The 20,118-nt window shown below is 53.1% G+C and carries 18 protein-coding genes; 13 read left to right on the top strand and 5 right to left on the bottom strand.

What is annotated here, in order from left to right:
* Nucleotides 1-12 precede the first annotated feature (12 nt).
* Together TALK_RS11995 and TALK_RS12000 are read left to right on the top strand one after the other, a co-directional pair.
* Nucleotides 13-1,158 (top strand): HlyD family secretion protein, encoded by a 1,146-nt coding sequence (locus TALK_RS11995; protein WP_169715016.1) that lies wholly within the window; start codon nt 13-15, stop codon nt 1,156-1,158.
* Complete coding sequence (locus TALK_RS12000) at nt 1,155-2,708, top strand: DHA2 family efflux MFS transporter permease subunit (RefSeq protein ID WP_085619154.1); 1,554 nt, start codon at nt 1,155-1,157, stop codon at nt 2,706-2,708. The genes TALK_RS11995 and TALK_RS12000 overlap by 4 nt, the downstream gene beginning before the upstream one ends.
* Nucleotides 2,709-2,773: 65 nt before the next feature.
* Here the strand turns inward: TALK_RS12000 and TALK_RS12005 are convergent, their stop codons facing one another.
* Entirely contained in the window at nt 2,774-4,321 is a 1,548-nt protein-coding gene (locus TALK_RS12005) for an alanine/glycine:cation symporter family protein (RefSeq protein WP_085619156.1), read from the bottom strand.
* Between the two features lie 54 nt (nt 4,322-4,375).
* A complete protein-coding gene (locus tag TALK_RS12010; RefSeq protein ID WP_085619158.1) occupies nt 4,376-4,813 on the bottom strand; it encodes a universal stress protein in 438 nt (145 codons plus the stop codon).
* A gap of 248 nt (nt 4,814-5,061) precedes the next feature.
* On the opposite strand from TALK_RS12010, the gene TALK_RS12015 reads away from it, so the two are divergent.
* Nucleotides 5,062-5,517, top strand: coding sequence for an Lrp/AsnC ligand binding domain-containing protein (locus TALK_RS12015; protein ID WP_085619160.1), 456 nt, complete (start codon nt 5,062-5,064; stop codon nt 5,515-5,517).
* Between the two features lie 81 nt (nt 5,518-5,598).
* Here TALK_RS12015 and TALK_RS12020 read toward each other — a convergent pair whose 3' ends face one another.
* Nucleotides 5,599-6,381, bottom strand: coding sequence for a DeoR/GlpR family DNA-binding transcription regulator (locus TALK_RS12020; protein ID WP_169715017.1), 783 nt, complete (start codon nt 6,379-6,381; stop codon nt 5,599-5,601).
* 96 nt (nt 6,382-6,477) lie between these two features.
* Here TALK_RS12020 and TALK_RS12025 point away from each other — a divergent pair, with 96 nt between their 5' ends.
* From TALK_RS12025 to TALK_RS12060, 8 genes are all read left to right on the top strand, one after another.
* Nucleotides 6,478-7,131, top strand: a complete 654-nt coding sequence (locus TALK_RS12025; protein ID WP_085619164.1) for a TIGR00725 family protein — start codon at nt 6,478-6,480, stop codon at nt 7,129-7,131.
* Nucleotides 7,132-7,288: 157 nt separating this feature from the next.
* On the top strand, nt 7,289-8,074 hold the full coding sequence (locus TALK_RS12030; RefSeq protein ID WP_085619166.1) for an ABC transporter permease: 786 nt from the start codon (nt 7,289-7,291) through the stop codon (nt 8,072-8,074).
* Nucleotides 8,071-9,141: an ABC transporter ATP-binding protein gene (locus TALK_RS12035; protein ID WP_085619168.1), complete on the top strand. Its 1,071-nt coding sequence runs from the start codon at nt 8,071-8,073 to the stop codon at nt 9,139-9,141. The genes TALK_RS12030 and TALK_RS12035 overlap by 4 nt, the downstream gene beginning before the upstream one ends.
* Nucleotides 9,142-9,166: 25 nt before the next feature.
* Nucleotides 9,167-10,237, top strand: a complete 1,071-nt coding sequence (locus tag TALK_RS12040) for an extracellular solute-binding protein (RefSeq protein ID WP_085619170.1) — start codon at nt 9,167-9,169, stop codon at nt 10,235-10,237.
* A gap of 50 nt (nt 10,238-10,287) precedes the next feature.
* Nucleotides 10,288-11,157, top strand: a complete 870-nt coding sequence (locus TALK_RS12045) for an ABC transporter permease (protein WP_139833811.1) — start codon at nt 10,288-10,290, stop codon at nt 11,155-11,157.
* A 403-nt stretch (nt 11,158-11,560) separates the two neighbouring features.
* Nucleotides 11,561-12,928 (top strand): NAD(P)-dependent oxidoreductase, encoded by a 1,368-nt coding sequence (locus TALK_RS12050; protein WP_085619171.1) that lies wholly within the window; start codon nt 11,561-11,563, stop codon nt 12,926-12,928.
* Nucleotides 12,929-12,948: 20 nt separating this feature from the next.
* Nucleotides 12,949-14,226: an NAD-dependent dihydropyrimidine dehydrogenase subunit PreA gene (gene preA, locus TALK_RS12055; protein ID WP_085619173.1), complete on the top strand. Its 1,278-nt coding sequence runs from the start codon at nt 12,949-12,951 to the stop codon at nt 14,224-14,226.
* Nucleotides 14,227-14,265: 39 nt separating this feature from the next.
* Nucleotides 14,266-15,543, top strand: a complete 1,278-nt coding sequence (locus tag TALK_RS12060) for a Zn-dependent hydrolase (RefSeq protein WP_085619175.1) — start codon at nt 14,266-14,268, stop codon at nt 15,541-15,543.
* Between the two features lie 71 nt (nt 15,544-15,614).
* Here the strand turns inward: TALK_RS12060 and TALK_RS12065 are convergent, their stop codons facing one another.
* On the bottom strand, nt 15,615-16,370 hold the full coding sequence (locus TALK_RS12065; protein WP_245829854.1) for a substrate-binding periplasmic protein: 756 nt from the start codon (nt 16,368-16,370) through the stop codon (nt 15,615-15,617).
* A 188-nt stretch (nt 16,371-16,558) separates the two neighbouring features.
* Complete coding sequence (locus TALK_RS12070) at nt 16,559-17,200, bottom strand: TetR/AcrR family transcriptional regulator (RefSeq protein ID WP_085619179.1); 642 nt, start codon at nt 17,198-17,200, stop codon at nt 16,559-16,561.
* Between the two features lie 424 nt (nt 17,201-17,624).
* On the opposite strand from TALK_RS12070, the gene aptA reads away from it, so the two are divergent.
* A complete protein-coding gene (aptA, locus tag TALK_RS12075; RefSeq protein ID WP_085619181.1) occupies nt 17,625-18,956 on the top strand; it encodes an omega-aminotransferase AptA in 1,332 nt (443 codons plus the stop codon).
* A 175-nt stretch (nt 18,957-19,131) separates the two neighbouring features.
* A complete protein-coding gene (locus tag TALK_RS12080; protein WP_085619183.1) occupies nt 19,132-19,998 on the top strand; it encodes a nitrilase-related carbon-nitrogen hydrolase in 867 nt (288 codons plus the stop codon).
* The last annotated feature ends 120 nt before the right edge of the window (nt 19,999-20,118 follow it).

Below are 20,118 nucleotides of genomic sequence, written 5' to 3' on the forward strand. Positions count from 1 at the left end.
GGCCCCATGACCATGACACAGAATTTGGAAAATGCTGGCGCATCCGCCGGTAACGAACAAAATGTTGCCAAACGCAAGAAACGCTGGCTGCGTCCGGTGTTGCTTTTGGTTGGCCCGCTTGCGGTGATCGCGGGCGGTGCATACTGGTATTATTCTGGCGGGCGGTTTATCGGCACTGAAAACGCCTATATCCATGCCGATATGGTCGCCATCAGCCCGCAGATCGATGGCCCGATCAAAGAGATCCTGATCCATGAAAACCAGCGCGTGGAAAAGGGCGATGTTCTGTTCCGCATTGATCCGCGACCTTTTCAGATTGCGGTTGAACGTGCGCATGCCGATCTTGCCGCCACCAGGCAGGAAATCGAGGCCCTGAGACAAAGTTATGAAGAACTTCAGGGCAGCCTTGAACTGGCGAAGATCAATCTGGATTTCGCCAAAAAGAAGTTTGATCGCCAATTGGCCCTTCGCAAAAGCAATGTGACGTCGCAGGCGTCATTGGACGAGGCACAAAACGCCCTTTTGGCTGCGAAACAGCGCATTGTTCTGGATCAGCGAGCAATGAAAACCACATTGGCAAAATTGGGCGGGCGTTTTGACACCCCGGTCGAGGATTTGCCGCAATATCAACAAGCCAAATTCGCGCTGGAGCAGGCAGAACTTGACCTGACCCATACCGAAATCACCGCACCGTTTCGCGGTGTGATCAGCAACAAGCCCGAAGAAGGTGCTTATGTCAAAGCCGGGCAGGCGATGGCAAGTCTGGTTTCAAGTGACGTCATCTGGATCGACGCCAATTTCAAGGAAGTCGACCTGACCTATCTTAAGCCGGGGCAGGAGGCTGAGATTTCGGTCGATGCCTATCCGGGCAAGGTTTGGCATGGGGCGGTTCATTCGCTTGCCCCGGCAACAGGTGCGGAATTTTCGGTTATTCCGGCCCAGAACGCGACGGGAAACTGGGTCAAGGTTGTGCAACGTGTTCCGGTGCGGATTGCCGTTGATATTGAAAACGGCGGCCCGGAATTGCGCGCCGGTATGAGCACCGAGATCGAGGTTGATACCCATCACAAACGCGAAATTCCAGCCTTTGCCACGGTCGCGCTGGGCTGGATCGGGATCAATCAGGCCGAAGCGGGCACCGAAGGTTCGCTGCAATGAGTGCAGCCGCGACGGCGGCCAGCACGACCACGCCGCTTGAACGCGGTCTGACCACCGTTTCGATCATGCTTGCCACCATCATGCAGGCACTTGATACCACCATTGCCAATGTTGCCTTGCCGCATATGCAGGGCAGTATGGCGGCCACCCAGGATCAGATTTCCTGGGTGCTGACTTCTTATATTGTTGCCGCCGCGATCATGACGCCGCCGACCGGGTTTTTGGCCGCGCGGTTTGGCCGCAAGAAGCTTTTTTTGGTGTCGGTAACCGGTTTTACCATTGCCTCCATGCTGTGCGGCGCGGCCGTATCCTTGCCTGAAATGGTGATGTTCCGGTTGCTGCAAGGCGCATTCGGGGCCGGGCTTGTGCCACTGTCGCAGGCGGTTTTGTTAGATACTTACCCCAAGGAAAAGCACGGTTCAGCCATGGCGATGTGGGGTATGGGGGTGATGTTGGGGCCGATTTTGGGGCCGACATTGGGCGGGTATCTGACGGAATATTATAACTGGCGCTGGGTGTTTTATATCAACCTGCCGGTCGGGCTTTTGGCACTTGGCGGGATCATGGCGTTTGTCCCGGAAACCGATAAGCGCAATGGTCTGTCCTTTGACTGGTTCGGTTTTGCGTTGCTTAGCCTTTCAATCGGCGCATTGCAGATGATGCTGGATCGCGGTGAAAGCCAGAACTGGTTTTCGTCGATTGAAATCCTGATTGAAACGGGATTGGCAGCGGTATGCCTTTATATGTTCATTGTGCATATGTTCACGGCAAAGAACCCGTTTCTGGAGCCAGGGCTGTTTACCGACCGCAACTTTGTCATCGGGTTGCTTTTTATCTTTATCGTCGGTGTTGTGTTGCTTGCGACATTGGCCCTTCTGCCGCCGTTTTTGCAAAATTTGATGGGATACCCGGTGGTAACGGCGGGCATATTATTGGCCCCACGCGGAGTGGGGACCATGATTGCGATGATGTTTGTCGGGCGACTTGTCGGCAAGATCGATACCCGAATTCTGATCCTGTTTGGCCTGTTTATGACAGCTTTGTCGCTATATCAGATGATGGGCTTTACGACGGATGTCAGTGAATTCACCATCATCCGAACCGGGATTATTCAGGGGATCGGACTTGGTTTTATTTTCGTGCCGCTGAGCACGATCACCTTTGCAACCCTTGATCCGCATTACCGCACCGAAGGCACGGCGATGTTCAGTTTGATGCGCAATATCGGATCAAGCATCGGCATTTCGGTGATGACCACCATGCTGACCCAAAACACGCAGGTGGTGCATGCCAGCTTGGCCGCGGTGTTAACGCCGTTCAGATTGGCAATGCAGTCACCGTGGTTGCCTGATATCTGGGATTGGCAAACAACTACCGGTGTGGTGTTGCTAAACGCGGCAGTGACAAAGCAGGCCAGCGCGATTGCCTATCTGGATGACTTTCAGGCGATGATGTGGATCGTGATTGGCGTGGTGCCGCTTTTGCTCTTGATGCATGGGCCCAAACGCAAGGTGCCGGGCAAGGACGATCATATCGAAGTCATGGAATAGAGTACCACAAATACCAAAAGCCCCCCCCTGTTAGCAGCAGGGGGGGGCTTTTTAGTGAGAGAGGATCAGGCTTGGGCTTTGGCCGTGATTGCTTTATCGACCTTGCGGATTTCACCGCTGTCGATCTTGGCCCAATACTGCTTGATTTCTGCGCGGACAACGGGCATCAGCAGGTAAAGACCAATGACGTTTGGAATGGCCATGGCAAAGATCATGGAATCCGAGAAATCGATCACAGGGCCAAGGCTCATGCTGGCTCCGACGATAACGCACAGGCAGAAGAACAGTTTAAAGACGATCTCCTTGCCTTTGCCTTCACCAACCAGATAGGTCCATGATTTAAGCCCGTAATAGGACCATGACAGCATGGTGGAAAAGGCAAACAGTACAACGGCCAATGCCAGAACAAGCGGGAACCAGGTATAGGCCGAGGCAAAGGCCGCCGATGTCAATTCGACACCCGTCAATCCGGAATTCAATTCACCGCTGATGGTGATGACAAGGGCAGTCATGGTGCAGATCACCACCGTGTCGATAAACGGTTCAAGCAGGGCAACGTATCCCTCGGTGATCGGTTCCTTGGTCCGGACAGCCGCATGTGCAATCGCAGCAGAACCAATACCGGCTTCGTTAGAAAAGGCTGCACGTTTGAAGCCCTGAATAAGCGCACCGACAACCCCGCCGGCGACACCGGCACCGGTAAAGGCGCCGACAAAGATGTCGCTAAAGGCCTGACCGACCATGCCGATATTGCTGATGATGATGACAAGACCGGCGGTGACATAAATAACCGCCATGAACGGCACGATTTTTTCGGTGACTTTGGCGATGGATTTGATGCCGCCAATGATGACCGAGCCAACGATCACGGCCATAACCAAACCAAACAACCAGCCATTGCCGACCAAGAAGCTGCTGTCGCCACCGGTGACATTGACCATCTGTTGGAACGCCTGATTGGCCTGGAACATATTACCACCACCAACAGCACCACCGATGCAGCAGACGGAAAAGATGATCGCCAGTGTTTTGCCAAGGCCCGGTTTGCCTTTTTCAGCCAAGCCTTTGGACAGGTAATACATTGGTCCGCCCGAAACGCGCCCATCGGGCAATTCGGTGCGGTATTTCACGCCAAGCGTACATTCGGTGAATTTCGATGCCATGCCCATTAACCCGGCAAGGATCATCCAGAATGTTGCACCCGGCCCGCCAATGGAAACTGCAACGGCCACACCGGCAATATTACCAAGTCCGACAGTGCCCGAAAGGGCGGTGGCAAGGGCCTGAAAATGGGTAACCTCGCCAGCGTCTTCGGGATGGAAATAATCGCCTTTGACTAGCGAAATGGCATGCCCGAATTTGCGGAACTGCACAAAGCCGAAATAGATGGTGAAGATCGCAGCGGCAAGCACCAGCCAGCCGACGATCAGGGGGAAGTTGGTGTCACCGATGGGAACAGAATAAAAAATGATACTGGCAATGACATTTGAAACCGGGGCAATGGTTTCATTGATGCGCTGATCAAGTGTTACTTCTTGCGCCATCGTCATGAATGGGAAAATGGATGTGGCTAAGCCTGCGGCCCATGCCGGGACGTATTTCTGGCAAGACATGAGAACTCTCCGATTTTGATTATTTTATGTTTTTGACTGCAAACCTGTTGGTGTTCAGGGCACCACGGTGACGGGCACGGGGCTGGCTTGCACAAGTGTCAGGGCAAGGCTGCCCATAAGCCGCGCACCAAGAGCCGTGCCGCCCTTGCGGCCGATGACGATCTGTGTCGCCTTTTTTTCTGTGGCGATCTGACACATCAATTCACCGGAATGGCCATAACGGACTTCGGACGTTACGGGGATGTTGCGGTCGGTAAAAACACGAAGTGCCGGGGCAATGGTGGCCTCGGCACGAGAGAGTTCTTCGGTACGGCGTTGATGACGTTCTTCAAGTTCTTTGGTCGACAGAAAGCTGTATGGCGACCATTCCAGAACATGAATGACATGAACCGGGCAACCTTCGGCACTGGCGCGGTTCGCGGCGAACTGGACGGCGCGGTCTGAGGCATCTGTACCGTCATAACCGATCAGGATCGGTGTTGTCTCTGACATGGTGAAGTCCCTTTTTGCGATAGTTGTTCGTTGTCGGCTTGTTCACTCCCATATCGCCGGACTTGGTCCGGTCTTCTTGGCAACATGCGGCCGCGGGTTTTATCACCCGCTATTTCGCCGTTGGGCTGCCTTCAACCAATGATACGACTTTATGACAGGTAATTTTCCCTAAAGTTGATTTGATCCTTGGGTAATTTCACTTATTATTTCTTGGTTGTTAGGGAAAAAGATTACATTAGGGGGACCAAATGGGAGTCTTGGACAAGATTGATCTGGCCGTCCTGCGCGAAGTGGCGGTTAATGGCCGGATTACGGTCACGGATCTGGCGTATCGTGTGGGGCTTTCAAAAACGCCCTGCGCCCTTCGGTTGCGACGGCTTGAAGAAAGCGAACATATCCTTGGTTATCGCGCCATTTTGCATCCGGAAAAAATGGGTGCCAGCCATATCGCATTCGTTCAGGTGATCCTGACAGATACCAAGACCGAGGCGCTTGATGCGTTTAACAAAGCCGCGCGCGCAATTCCCGAAATCGAGCAATGCCACATGATTGCAGGCGCCTTTGATTATCTGATCAAGGTACGCAGCCGCGATATCGGCGATTATCGTCGTGTCTTGGGGGAAAAGATTTCAGAATTGCCCTATGTCTCGCACACATCGACCTTTGTCGTGATGGAGGCGGTCAAAGACAGTTATTCGCTTTAAGGCGGATCGTGATTTCGATCATACCGGCGAATTCCCGGTTCGGCATATTGTTCGAACTGTCATCGTCATGCACGTAATGGGTCAGACGACGATGATGTTGGCGCCAGCCGCATGCCAGGCCGACGCAATATGTTCTGGTGGAGTATGATCGGTCACGAAGCTTTTGAAATCGGTCGGTTCGGCAATGCGCATGAAGGGGCGGGCGTGGAATTTGGACTGATCGGCAATCAGGATGCTGTGTCGTGCCGCATGGATTGCCGCATGTTTGATAGCCACTTTTTGCCGGTCATGATCAAGTGGTGCGCCAAATTCATCCAGTCCGGAGCAGCCGATAATGGTGTAATCGAGCGCAAAGCGGCGTAGAGACTGACCGGATTCCGGGCCGACCAGTGATCCGTCGTTGCCATGCACGATGCCGCCAATCACATGGATTTCAAGATGGGATTGTGCCGAAACGATAGAAGCGCAGAGCAGGCTGTTGGTGACGATGCGAAGATTACGATGATTGCCAAGGGCGCGTGCCGCTGCCTCGGCCGTGGTGCCGACATCAAGGAAAACCGCCGACCCGTTGGGGATTAATTGGGCGGTTTTTTCGCCGATAAGTTGCTTGGCCTTGGGTGAAAGGCGATTTTTTTGCTCGTGACCCAGCCGCACCATGTTGTTGGGCAGGCCCGCCCCACCGTGGAAGCGCTGCAACAGACCCTGTTTGCTTAGGTCAATGACATCGCGGCGCACGGTCTGTGTCGATACGTCGAACTTTTCAGCCAGCGCATCAAGTGTGACAAAGCCCTGATTGCGAACGATATGCAGGATATCGCGCTGGCGTATGTTAACGCTGGTTTCGGTTTCGGGTGTATTCGGCAATGTTATGATCCGGCCTTTTAATCTTCGCTGGCACATGAATGTAAATTAACTTACATATCTGGGCGCTGGGTTTTGATCAGAAAAGGATATTGCAACATGCCAATTTATATTGATACGGAAAAAATGTTGCTGCGTTGCGAAGGAAGGATATTTGATCCTTGGGGGCTTTGCTGGATAGATGATGCATCCGTGTCGGTCGATAAAGGTGCGGGTGATTTGCGCCCTGTATCGGCAGAAGACGCAATGCGCTGGTTGTTTGAGACGCAAAAGGTGCGTCAGGTTCCGGTGGCTGTGATCGGTGCAAAGGACGCCAGTGATCAGGAATGCTCCGATGCCGAAGCATTGGGGGCGGCACTTGCCAATGTTGGATATACATTGCTGACCGGTGGGCGCACAGGCGTCATGGAGGCCGCATCACGCGGGGCGTATCAGGCGGGGGGCTTGGTTCTGGGTCTGTTGCCGGGAGATGAATTTGACACTGCTAATTCATATGTAAGCGTACCGTTGGCGACTGGAATCGGGCCGACTCGTAATTCGGTGATCGCGCGTTCGGCGCGTGTTCTGGTCGCGGTCGGAGGGGGGTACGGCACCATTACCGAGATGGCTTATGGTCTGCATTACAATCGTCCGGTCTTTGCCCTGCCGAGTGCGCCTGAAGTTCCTGATATTGTGCGCTGCAAGGATGTTCCTGCTGTTATGGCCGGTATTGCCTGTGCCTTTCTTGGGGTTTTGGATCGGGATGATGCTTGATCCTGATTGTGTTATCTTAAATGTCATAAAACTTACATTGGTGTAAATTCTTACACTCTGTAAATTGGCCCTCGCATGATGTTCGTCGGGCCGATCTTGTCGGACAGATGTCTGTTATTTGCCGAACAAGACCGGATTTTCCCGAAGGACTGTTTGCATGGGTTTGGTGACCTTTCTTTACACCCTCTATCTGATCGCACCGATCGCGCTTTTGCTGGTCGGTTCGTTTGGAACAAGCTGGACCAACAGTTTGCTGCCGACCGGGTTCACCCTGGATTGGTATCGCGAGGTGATTGGCGATGCGAGTTTCCGACGGGCATTCATGACCAGCCTCGAAGTGGTTGCGGCAACTTGCGTCGTCAATGTGGTGCTGGGGGTTCCCTTTGCCTATGCCGTTTTTTCGGCGGCAAATCGCGGTGTTCGGCTGGCAGCCAGAATATTTACGCTGCTGCCGGTTGCTGTGCCGGAACTGGTTTTGGGTTTCGGTTTTATCATCGTCTTCTCAAGCGACTATTTGCCCTGGTTGGGGACGACTTGGCTTCTGATTTGCGCCCATATAGTTCTGACGCTGCCCTATCTCGTCGCGACGCTTTTGGGCGATATGGATCGGCTTGGCATTGCCGATATGGAAAAGGTCGCCGAAACGCTGGGGGCCGGTTTTTGGCAGCGGTTCCGTGACATCGTCTTGCCGTCGCTGCGCTATAGCCTTTTGTCGGGGCTGATGATGGTGACGGCGATTTCTATCGGTGAATTCCAGATATCGAACCTCGTGGCCGGTTTTCTGTCGCGTCCTTATCCCGTCGTGTTGTTGCAGGCCTTTTACGGGGCCACCGGCCTTGCCTGTGCGGCGACGGTTATCCTCATCATTCTTGCCCTGTTGGCGGCCTTTGGTGGTGCTGCCGGGGCGCATCTTGCACAGCTTCGCCAAAAGGTTCGCGCATGACCATTCGTTTTGACAATGTCACCTATCGTTATGCGACTGGCAAAGGCGGTTTGTCGGATATCAGCCTTGAGGTCGGCAAGGGCGAACTGCTTGTGGTGATCGGTCCGTCCGGTTCAGGAAAAAGCACGCTTTTGAAACTTTTGGCCGGGTTCATGGAGCCACAGGCTGGTCGGATACTGATTGCGGGGCAGGACATACGGGGGGTTTCCGCCCAGCATCGGGATCTTGGCATCGTATTTCAATCCTACGCCCTGTTTCCGCATATGACGGTGCTTGAAAATATTGCCTATCCGTTGAAATTGCGTCGGGTTGGTCGCGATGAACGGATCGAACGGGCCCGAAATGCTTTGCGTGAGGTTGGTCTTGCCAATGCGGGGGATCGGTTGCCCGGGACTTTGTCCGGCGGGCAGCAGCAGCGCGTCGCGCTTGCGCGTGCGCTGGTTTACAAGCCAAAGGCGCTGCTGCTTGATGAACCGTTGTCGGCCCTTGACGCTGGCTTGCGTACCGATATGCGCGATTTGATCACCCATATTCAGCGTGCGGCCAATATCGCCACCATTCACGTTACCCATGATCAGGAAGAAGCCCTGTCGATGGCCGATAGGATCGCGATGATTCATGAAGGGCGGCTGCTGCAGCTTGCACCACCCCGCGAGCTTTATGATGCACCTGTTGATACCACTGTCGCGGCTTTTGTCGGCAAGGCCAATCTTTGGCCAGGCAGGGTTGTGTCTCCGACGTTGGTCGCAACCGCATTTGGCAACATTGAGTGTGTTGCTTCTGCCTGGCAGATCGGTGCGGCGGTCACCCTTTTGATCCGGCCCGAGGCGGTTATGCCGATCACCGATGATGACGGGCAGGGGAAGGGGCCCCGGCAGGAAGACAAACAGCCCGGTCGTCCGATCAACAGGTTCAATGGCACGCTGACACAGGACCGTTTCTTGGGGGCGGTTCGGCGCTATGACCTGGTGGTTGGCGATGGTGTGATCACGGGTGAAACAGGTTACCGAGGCATCATTTCCGGTGTCACGATCTCCCCGGACGATGTTCGGGTTCTTCCAGCATAGACCTTTCAGACAGCAGGAGACAGCAATGGGATTCAAGATCAAGGCAGCGGTTGTCGCTGCACTTTCACTGGTTCCGGCCACCGCCAGCGCCTTTGACGGTCCGGAACTGTATCAGGGTGAACAGGAGCTTTACGGAAAAGCCAGAGAAGAAGGCTTGGTCGTTTCGTTCGATACCGGCCCAACCTGGGCTAATTGGGCTGCGCAGTTCAAGAATTTCAAGTCTCGCTATCCGGGCGTTGAAATGGTTTATAACGATCTTGGATCGGCCGCGACGGTCGTTGCTTTGGACAAGGCCCGCAATCGTCCGCAGGCAGATACCGCATATTACTTTGCCGGTTCGGCACTTGATGCGGTGGAAAAGGATGTGGTTGCACCATTTCAGCCGGTTAATTTCAACGAGCTGCCGGACGAGCTGCGTGAAAAGGATGGTAAATGGTTCGCCATTCACAAGCTTAATGTGGCCTTCTTGGTCAACAAGAAACTGGTCAAGGAAACACCGGAAAGCTGGGCGGATATTTTGAAGCCGGAATATCATAATTCGATCGTGTATCTTGATCCGCGGTCGACCGGTCAGGGACAGGTTGTCGTGTTTGCCGCGGCCTTTGGCAATGGTGGCAGCATGGATGACATCGAGCCGGGCATCGATTTTCTTGGTCGTCTGCATAAAGCGGGTAATGTGCTGCGCACAGTTGGTGCGACGCCTTATGCCCAGTTCCTCAAGGGTGAAATTCCGATCTGGATCGGTTACGAGAATGACGGTCTGAAAGCTAAATACAAGGACGGCATGGGGGACGACATTGACGTTGTCATCCCAAAAGAAGCCTCTGCTGCGGCCCCCTATGCGATCAGCATGGTCAAGAATGCACCGAACCCGTCGGCGGCGAAACTCTGGCTGAACTACATCATGACCGATGAAGGTCAGGCGACTTTTGCAGAGGGCTTTGTTCGTCCGTCGGTTCCGGGGGTGAAACTGTCGGCGGATGTGGCGGAGAAAATGCCTGATGCCCCTCAGATCCGGCCAATGGACATTGTCAAGGCAACCGCACTTAAAGCTGCAATCGATAGTGGCTGGTCCAAGGCTGTTCTCGGTAACTAAGACGCTGTTCAGAAACAGACTGAGATGCACACGACAAGGAGATTGAATAAATGATGGGACGCCGCGCGCATATACTGCTCTGGCTTGCTTTACCGGCAACGGTATTTCTTGCGGTGTTCTTCATTTTGCCATTGATCTTTGTTGTTGGAGACTCTTTGTCGGATGGCGGCGCTGCCTTTGGCAGGGTCGCCGCCGACCCCATCTTTTGGTCGGGGCTTCGGGGGAGTATGGCAATCGGGATTTCCGCACCGCTTTTTTCCCTGGTGATCGGGTATTTCGTATCGCTGCATATGGCACGGAAATCTGAAAGATTTCGTGCCGCCATGATGTTTGTGATTTCCCTGCCTCTGACATTTTCGGGGCTTGTCATTGCCTATGGCTTTATCCTGACATTCGGCCGGGCCGGGTTTGTAACCACGCTTCTTGCCAAGCTTGGTGCCGATCCGGCAGTGATTGGCGGGTTTATTTTTTCGCCGCTTGGACTTGGTTTTGCTTATTCATATTATTTGATCCCGCGTGTGGTCATGATCTTGTTGCCGCCGCTGATCAATTTCGACCACAGCCAGATTTTGGCGGCCAAATCAATGGGGGCGTCGGGCTTTCGCGCACATTTTGATATCCTGTTGCCCCAGCTTGTCCCGGGATTTATTTCGGCATTCTGTCTGACATCGGCTGTTGCCTTTGGGGCCTATGGGACGGCGCTTGCGCTGGTCGGGACCCAGGTCAATATTCTGCCGTTGGTGCTGTATTCCAAGATTGCTGAAACCGGTAACGACCTTCCGGCGGCCTCGGCCATATCGGTGGTTCTGATGTCGATCTGCATTTTGGTCATTACGGTGGCTGAAACCGTCACTGCGCGTAAGGGATCGAGATCTGCCAAAGGCGGAAAATCGGTGCAATCAGCCATGGTGGCAGGCTGATACACCGTAAATTCCAACGCAATCGCCGTTGTCTGATCGGACTGTTTTCTGGTGATGGAAACAGGTATGTATTTTAATCTTGACCAAATGATCAGGATTGGACATGCTGTATCTGTCAGAGAGAGGCATCTGTACGTGTAATCAACCGGGGATAACCCGATGCTTATAAAAACACGACAGATCAAATACTGGGAAATAGTTCGGCCGCAAGCCGGACGGATACGCCAAGAATGTCATTGTTAGAAGACCCAGAGTTGGCCGGGCCCGCCCGTTCACATACGCCATAAATACATCCGGTCCCCATTGGGGTTTTCCGGGGCGAACTTGGTCATTTAGGATGTCATTCTTGTTTTGTCTCTCGCTGACGCCAGGAGAGGACGCCTTTTTGGCAGGGAGACAAAACATGACTAACTTGCAGGCCAAGCAAGCTTCGAAATCAGGTGCAATGCCCGGTGGTGCTCACGCATCCGTAACCGGTGATGTTGACAGCAATTTTTCCGATCTGCATCCGGCCTATTCCACCTTGCAGGCCATGGCCGAAAGCAATCGTTGTCTGTATTGCTATGACGCGCCATGCGTCACCGCATGCCCGACATCCATTGATATCCCAAGTTTTATTCGCAAAATCAGCACCGGGAACCCGGATGGGGCGGCAAAAACTATTTTGTCGGCCAATATCATGGGTGGGACATGTGCGCGTGCCTGCCCGACCGAGGTTTTGTGTGAACAGGCCTGTGTGCGGAATGTTTCCGAAGACGTCGCCGTTGAAATCGGCAGTTTGCAACGCTTTGCTGTCGATCATTTGATGGCGCGCGATGAATTGCCCCATCCGTTCAAACGTGCGGCTGCAACCGGCAAACAGATTGCCGTTGTCGGTGCCGGTCCGGCGGGGCTTTCATGTGCGCATCGCGCCGCAATGCTGGGCCATGACGTGACCGTGTTCGAAGCCAAGGCAAAGCCGGGCGGATTGAACGAATACGGATTGGCGGCTTATAAAATGACCCATGATTTCGCCCAGCGAGAGGTTGAATTCCTGTTGGGGATTGGCGGCATTCGCATTGAATACGGCAAGGCATTGGGGCGTGACATTACCCTTGGGGCATTGCGCGATGGTTATGATGCCGTGTTTGTCGGTGTTGGCCTTGGATCAAGCAATAACCTTGGCCTTCCGGGCGAGGCATTTGACGGTGTCGATGATGCGATTTCCTTTATCGAACAGTTGCGCCAGACCGAACCGAAATCGGACATGCCGGTTGGTCATAATGTGATCGTGATTGGTGGCGGCAATACCGCAATCGATGCCGCGGTTCAGGCCAAGCGCCTTGGCGCGGACGAAGTCACATTGGTCTATCGTCGCGGGGCTGAACATATGTCGGCGACCGAGTTTGAACAGGAATTGGCCAAGATCAACGGCGTTATCGTGCGTTATTGGGCCAAGCCGGTTGCGATCAAGGCCAATGGAAAGTTGATTGGCATGGAGTTCGAAAAAACCGAACTCCGCGATGGCAAACTTGTCGGGACCGGTGAAACCTTTGACATCCGTGCCGATCAGATCCTGAAAGCCATCGGGCAAAAAATCAAAACCGACGACCTTGCCGGCATGGAGATTTCCGGCGGCAAAATCGTCGTCGATGACAAATACCAGACAACCGCCCCTGGCATCTTTGCCGGTGGGGATTGCATTAAAAGTGGTGAAGATTTGACTGTGCAATCGGTCGAAGACGGCAAACAGGCCGCGATTGCCATCGATGCATTCCTGAAATCCGCATAAGCCAGAAAGGGAGAGAGAAAATGGCTGATCTAAGCTGTAAAATTGCCGGGATCGATTCACTGAACCCGTTCTGGCTGGCATCCGCACCGCCGACGGACAAAAAGTACAACGTCGTTCGTGCGTTTGAGGCGGGATGGGGTGGTGTTGTTTGGAAAACGCTGGGGATTGATCCCCCCGTGGTCAATGTGTCATCGCGCTATGGCGCGCATCACGACCAGAACCGTCGTTTGCTGGGCATTAATAATATCGAACTGATTTCCGACCGGCCGCTGGCGACCAACCTTCAGGAAATCCGCGAATGCCGTGTGGAATATCCTGATCATGTCATCATCGGGTCGATGATGGCCCCGATTGAAGAACGCGCCTGGAAGGACCTTGCCCAGCAGATTGCCGAAAGCGGTGTGCACGGGATTGAGCTTAACCTTGGTTGCCCGCATGGCATGTGCGAACGTGGCATGGGATCGGCGATTGGTCAGGTGCCTGAAATGGTTGAACAGGTCACGCGTTGGGTCAAGGACGCGGTTGATATTCCGGTCTTTACCAAATTAACGCCAAACATCACCAATATCTTGTGGTCGGCCGAGGCGGCGTTAAAGGGCGGAGCGGATGCTGTTTCGTTGATTAACACTGTTAACTCGATCATTTCTGTTGATCTTGACAGCATGGTTCCCGAGCCGGTGGTTGATGGCAAGGGTACGCATGGCGGGTATTGCGGATCGGCGGTTAAGCCGATTGCGCTTAACATGGTTGCCGAAATTGCCCGCACACCGGAAACACGCGATCTGCAAATTTCCGGGATCGGTGGCATTACCACCTGGAAAGATGCGGTGGAATTTATGGCGCTTGGATCGAATGCGGTTCAGGTTTGTACCGCGGCGATGATCTATGGTTTCCGCGTTGTTGATGACCTGATAGATGGCATGAGCCAATGGATGGATGACAAGGGTTACACCAGCGTCGAACAGTTCACGCGTGCGGCGGTGCCGCAGGTCGCGAACTGGAACGAGTTGAACATGAATTACGATACCAAGGCGGTGATCAACCCTGATAATTGTATTGAATGTGGTCGTTGCCATATTGCGTGCGAGGATACATCGCATCAGGCGATTGCAATGAATGTTAAGGAAGACGGCCATCGCGAATTCGTCGTCATTGACGAGGAATGCGTTGGGTGTAACCTTTGCTATCACATCTGCCCGGTTCCAGATTGCATCACCATGGAACCCGTCCCGACCGACAAACCCTATATGACATGGCCGGAACATCCACTGAACACGATGGAACAGGCTGCTGAATAATTTGTTATCTGCGCCACCCGCAATGAGAAGGAATGATTTATGACTGTTCAACCAAATGTTCGTAACCTGTCGATCAATGGCGACCGGCTTTGGGATAGCCTGATGGAAATGGCCAAGATTGGTAAAACGGCCAAGGACGGTGTTTGCCGTCTGGCGCTGACCGATCTGGATCGTGAAAGCCGCGACCTTTTCATCAAATGGTGCAAGGCCGAAGGATGTTCGATCCGGATTGACAAGATGGGTAATATCTTTGCCCGTCGCGAAGGCAAAAACCCCGATTTGCCACCGATCGTGATGGGAAGCCATCTTGATAGTCAGCCAACTGGCGGCAAATATGATGGTGTTTATGGCGTTTTATCCGGACTTGAAGTGATCCGTGCGCTGAACGAAGCCAAATACGAAACCGAAGCCCCGATCGAGGTCGTGAGCTGGACCAATGAAGAAGGGTCGCGCTTTGCCCCGGCGATGGTTGCATCGGGCGTCTTTGCCAAGGTTTTTGATCTTGATTACGGCCATTCACGTGCCGATGTCGATGGCAAAACCATGGGCGAGGAACTTAAGCGCATCGGATATTTGGGCGATGATGACCCCACCATCGATGCCCATCCGATGGGGGCTTATTTCGAGGCCCATATTGAACAGGGTCCGATCCTTGAAGATGAAGGCAAGGATATCGGGATTGTTACCGATGCACAGGGACAGCGCTGGTATGAAATCAATCTGACCGGGGTCGAAGCCCATGCCGGTCCGACACCGATGAAAACCCGCAAGGACGCATTGTTGGGGGCGGCCCGGATTATTGATCTGGTTAACAAGATTGGTCTGGATCGGTCGCCGCTGGCCTGTGCCACGGTTGGCATGATGCAGATCCATCCAAATTCACGCAATGTGATCCCGGGGCATGTGTTTTTGACGGTTGATTTCCGTCATCCTGTCGATGCGGTTCTGGTCGAAATGGATGCGGCACTTCGCAAAGGCGTTGCCGTGATCACCGATGATATCGGCCTGACGGCCGAAATTGATCAGATATTTTCTTACGCGCCGGTACCCTTTGATAAAACCTGTGTCGATGCGGTGCGGAGCGGGGTCGAAATTGGTGGGTATTCGGCACGCGAAATCGTGTCGGGTGCGGGGCATGACGCCTGTTATCTTGCGCAAGTCACCCCGACTGCAATGATCTTTATCCCGTGCGTTGATGGTATTAGCCACAACGAGATCGAGGAAGTTCACAAGCACTGGTCAGATGCAGGCGGACAGGTTTTGCTGCATGCCGTTTTGGCCAAGGCCGATGAAACAGTGATGACGCAATCGGCCTAGGCGGATTGCGATCACCTATCCCATACTCCAGACTGGACCGGCCTTTGTGCCGGTCTTTTTTTGCGATAGGTTCAGTTGTTTTTTGAGGCGGGTTGATGAAGTCGGGCCAGATCGTCCAATCGGCCCGTTTTGTCGAGCTCGCGGATCAGATCATTAATCTGAACGATATGGGAAACACAGGGACTGTTTTTGGAAAACAGGTAGTAAACCTGATTCCTAATCATGGGTGGTTCGACCATGTGCATGACATCTTCGATGCCGTCTTTGGCAATATTTGCCAAGCCGTCATAACGACCAAGCAATACATAATCGACCCTGCCATTTAAAAGGATATCGAATATTCGGTTGCCGGTCGGTGAATAGATCATATCAAGCCGTTCAAGGGCAAAACGATCAATGAAATCGCCGTAACTGCCGCCCTGCGGTCTGGCGCCAGGGTGTCCGATCAGGTTTTCAATGCTGGTGACGGGAAACTGACGGTCAACGTGCTGAAACACCATGATGTCATCCGACGCAAAGGGCAGGGAATAGATGAAAGTCGCGTCTCTTTCCTGGGTGAAATAGGCACCGGCCATCGCATCAATTTCACCGGCTTCGAGCATGCGCATCGCCCGGTTCCACGGGATGTCAAAGCGAACCTGAAGGGGGATGTCATGTTCCTGTGTGTATTGGCGAAGAATATCAATCGCAATGCCTTGCGGGCGTTCCATGGCATCGTAATAGGAAACAGGTTCCCAGCCAAATGCGCCACCAACCACCATGCTGGTGCATTCATTCGATGCGGCTTGGGCATGATTGGGGATTGCCGCCATTACGGTGCCAGCCAATATGCAAGCTGAAATCATTGTAAATCGAGCGGTGCACTGTAACAAACTGCGCCCTGTGGCCATGTTGTTCTTTTGCTCCGGAGATTTTGATGAAGACCTATGATTTCAGGTTAGCCGTGTAACGGCTTCTTTCAACTATCCGGAAGTGTGGGGTGGTGGATCTGAATACATAAATTAGCAGTTGCAGATCATGCCAAACCGACACCCTTTAAAATGATGCGGACAACGTTTTCCTTGGCATCCGTGAACTGTTCATCACTTAGTGGATTGTTGTTGTTAAAGATTTCAATCTGGCGGGAAAAATCGGCGTAATGCTGGGTTGTGGCGAAAATCATATACATCAGACTATAGGGTTCGACCTTGTCCATCTTGCCCTCGGCGATCCAGCGATTGATCACCACGACGCGACTATCAAGCCATGATTTGACTGTGGTCGAAATGTAATCGGATGAAAATTTCGCACCACGAATGATTTCATGGGCCCAGATGCGTGAACCATGTGGCCGGGCACGTGATAAATCCATTTTGGCTTCGATATAGCCACGCAGCGTTTCGGCCGGGTTTGTGCTGTTATCAAATGTTGATGCCGCCTGAAGCCAATGGTCACAGACATCTTCCATGATGCGGCGATAAAGCGCCTCTTTTGTGCTGAAATAGTAATGCACATTTGCCTTGGGCACTTTGGCAATTTCGGCGATCCTTGCGGTGGTCGCACCCTTAAAGCCGTAATCGGCAAAAACCAGCTCGGCAGCGGCGAGAATTTGCGCTTCGTTTTCCTGACGAATGGCGGCTTTATGTGCCCCGTTCTGCCCGGATTTTCTTGCAGTCATTCACGTTCCCCGAAATTACGTCATTTATCTTGACCGTTTGGTCAGGTTAAAATAATCTCTACTTTAGATACTAAAAAGCAAGCACAAAATACGCGCCAAACCAAACCGGAATTGTCCAAGACCTTGGATGGCGCCGGTGAAAGATAAACAGAATTTTGGTGCCGTAAACAAAAATCAGGGTCGCAGAAATGGCATTTGGCAGTCGAAAATTCGAAACAAATCCCAAGTGACTTAAAGCTCTAGTGCATGGGTTCGTCTCATGCTAACGATTTTTACGCGCCGTTAAACCGGTGCCGCCCAAACCGCCCTGTGTGCGACCAGTCGCGCAATCGGGAATGAGGGGCGTTAAATAAAGTCGGGCATCGATTTGTTCTGCCAAAACGATGTCAGGGATGCACAAGAAAGGTACGGGAGACCTTTTTCTATGACAGCCACCACAAAAGTTAGCCGTCCGAACGATCTTTCGGCATTTTGGATGCCGTTTACAGCCAACCGCCAGTTCAAGCAGGCCCCACGCATGCTTGTCAGTGCCGAAGGCATGTATTACCAGACCGACGATAACCGCCAGATTTTGGATGGTACCGCCGGTCTTTGGTGCTGCAACGCCGGTCACAAACGCCCCAAGATCGTCGAAGCCGTCAAAGCCCAGATGGATGAACTGGATTATGCCCCGGCATTCCAGATGGGCCATCCCAAGGCATTCGAGCTTGCCAGCCGCTTGGCACAGCTTATGCCGGGCGATCTTAATCATGTTTTCTATACCAATTCAGGTTCTGAATCGGTTGAAACCGCGCTTAAAATTGCACTTGCCTATCATCGCGCACGCGGCGAAGGCCAGCGGACCCGCCTGATTGGTCGTGAACGCGGCTATCACGGGGTGAACTTTGGCGGTATTTCCGTCGGGGGTATTCCAACCAACCGCAAGACCTTTGGCACGATGCTGGGGGGTGTTGACCATATTCGCCATACCCATTTGCCCGAACAAAATGGCATGACGCGCGGCATACCCGAACATGGTGCCGATCTGGCCGATGATCTTGAACGTCTTTGCGCGTTGCATGATCCCTCGACCATTGCGGCTGTGATTGTCGAACCGGTTGCCGGTTCGACCGGTGTTCTGATCCCGCCAAAGGGGTATTTGGAACGTCTGCGCAATATCTGCACCAAACACGGTATTCTTTTGATCTTTGACGAGGTTATTACCGGTTTTGGCCGCCTTGGTGCGCCGTTTGCCGTTGATTACTTTGGTGTTCAGCCTGACCTTGTTACCACGGCAAAGGGCCTGACCAACGGTACCATTCCGATGGGCGCTGTGTTTGCCACCGATACTATCCATGATGCGTTCATGACCGGCCCGGAAAACATGATCGAGCTGTTCCACGGTTATACCTATTCCGGCAACCCTGTTGCCTGTGCGGCGGGTCTTGCGACGCTTGAGACCTATGAAGAAGACGGTCTTTACACCAAGGGTCAGGAATTGGGCCAATATTGGGAAGATGCGGTGCATAGCTTGGCCGATCTGCCGATGGTCAAGGATATCCGTAACCTTGGCCTGATCGGTGCGATTGAACTTGAAAGCATCGAAGGATTCCCGACCAAACGCGCCTTTAATGCGTTCCTTAAGGCGTTTGAAAAAGGCATTCTGATCCGCACCACGGGTGATATCATTGCCCTGTCGCCGCCGCTGATCATTGAAAAATCGCATATCGATCAGTTGTTCGGAACGTTGCGCGACGTGCTTAAAGAAATCGACTAAGGGTTTTTAACTCTGCCCCGATGCGGGCAGGGTAGGGCTTTGGCCCATGGGAAACGTTACGTTTCAATATTTTTGGTTTGCGCCCCATCACGGGAATTGGGGGCGCAAACTGACAAAGCCACAAGATCGGCAAAAGTCGACAGATGGCATATATCAGATCAAGGAGGTATCTCGGATGTCTATGCTGAGAGGCGGATTGATTCAAATGGGGCTTAAGGCCTCGACCGAACAGTCGCCCGCCGAAATTCGTCAGACCATGATCGACGCGCATCTGCCCTATATCGAAGAGGCAGGTAAAAAGGGCGTGCAGGTTCTGTGTTTTCAGGAAGTCTTTACCCAGCCCTATTTCTGTCCCAGTCAGGATGCGAAATGGTATGCGGCCGCTGAAGAAATTCCGAACGGCCCGACCACACAATTGATGTGCGAACTGGCCAAAAAGCACAGGATGGTCATCGTTGTTCCGATCTACGAGCAGGATATGACGGGCGTTTATTATAATACCGCTGCCGTGATTGATGCCGACGGCAGTTATCTTGGCAAATACCGCAAAACGCATATCCCGCAGGTTGCCGGTTTTTGGGAAAAGTTCTTTTTCAAGCCGGGCGCTTCGGATTGGCCGGTCTTTGATACCCAGTATTGCAAGCTTGGCGTTTATATTTGTTATGATCGTCATTTCCCCGAAGGCTGGCGTGCCTTGGCACTGAACGGGGCGGAATATATCGTCAATCCGTCGGCCACGGTGGCCGGGGTTTCGGAATATCTGTGGAAGCTGGAACAACCCGCATCGGCCGTTGCCAATGGCTGTTATATCGGGGCGATCAACCGGGTTGGACGTGAAGAACCGTGGAATATCGGCGAATTTTACGGCCAAAGCTATTTCGTCAATCCGCGCGGCCAGATCGAAAAAGAAGCATCACGCGATCAGGATGAATTGATTGTTCATGACATGGATATGTCCATGGTGCGTGACGTGCGAAATTCCTGGCAATTCTTCCGTGATCGTCGGCCTTCAACCTATACCCGTTTGACCGACGGGAACTAGAAATTCTGCGGTGAACGGTGCATTTGTGCTGTTCGCTGTTTTGCCTTGATCGACAAAATGGGCATTTGACCCGCAATCCGGCAACGACCGGAAAATAATCAAGTCGGCAAGGTTTCAGGG

It is taken from the genome of Thalassospira alkalitolerans, from assembly GCF_002115745.1.
Taxonomy (GTDB): Bacteria; Pseudomonadota; Alphaproteobacteria; order Rhodospirillales; family Thalassospiraceae; genus Thalassospira; species Thalassospira alkalitolerans.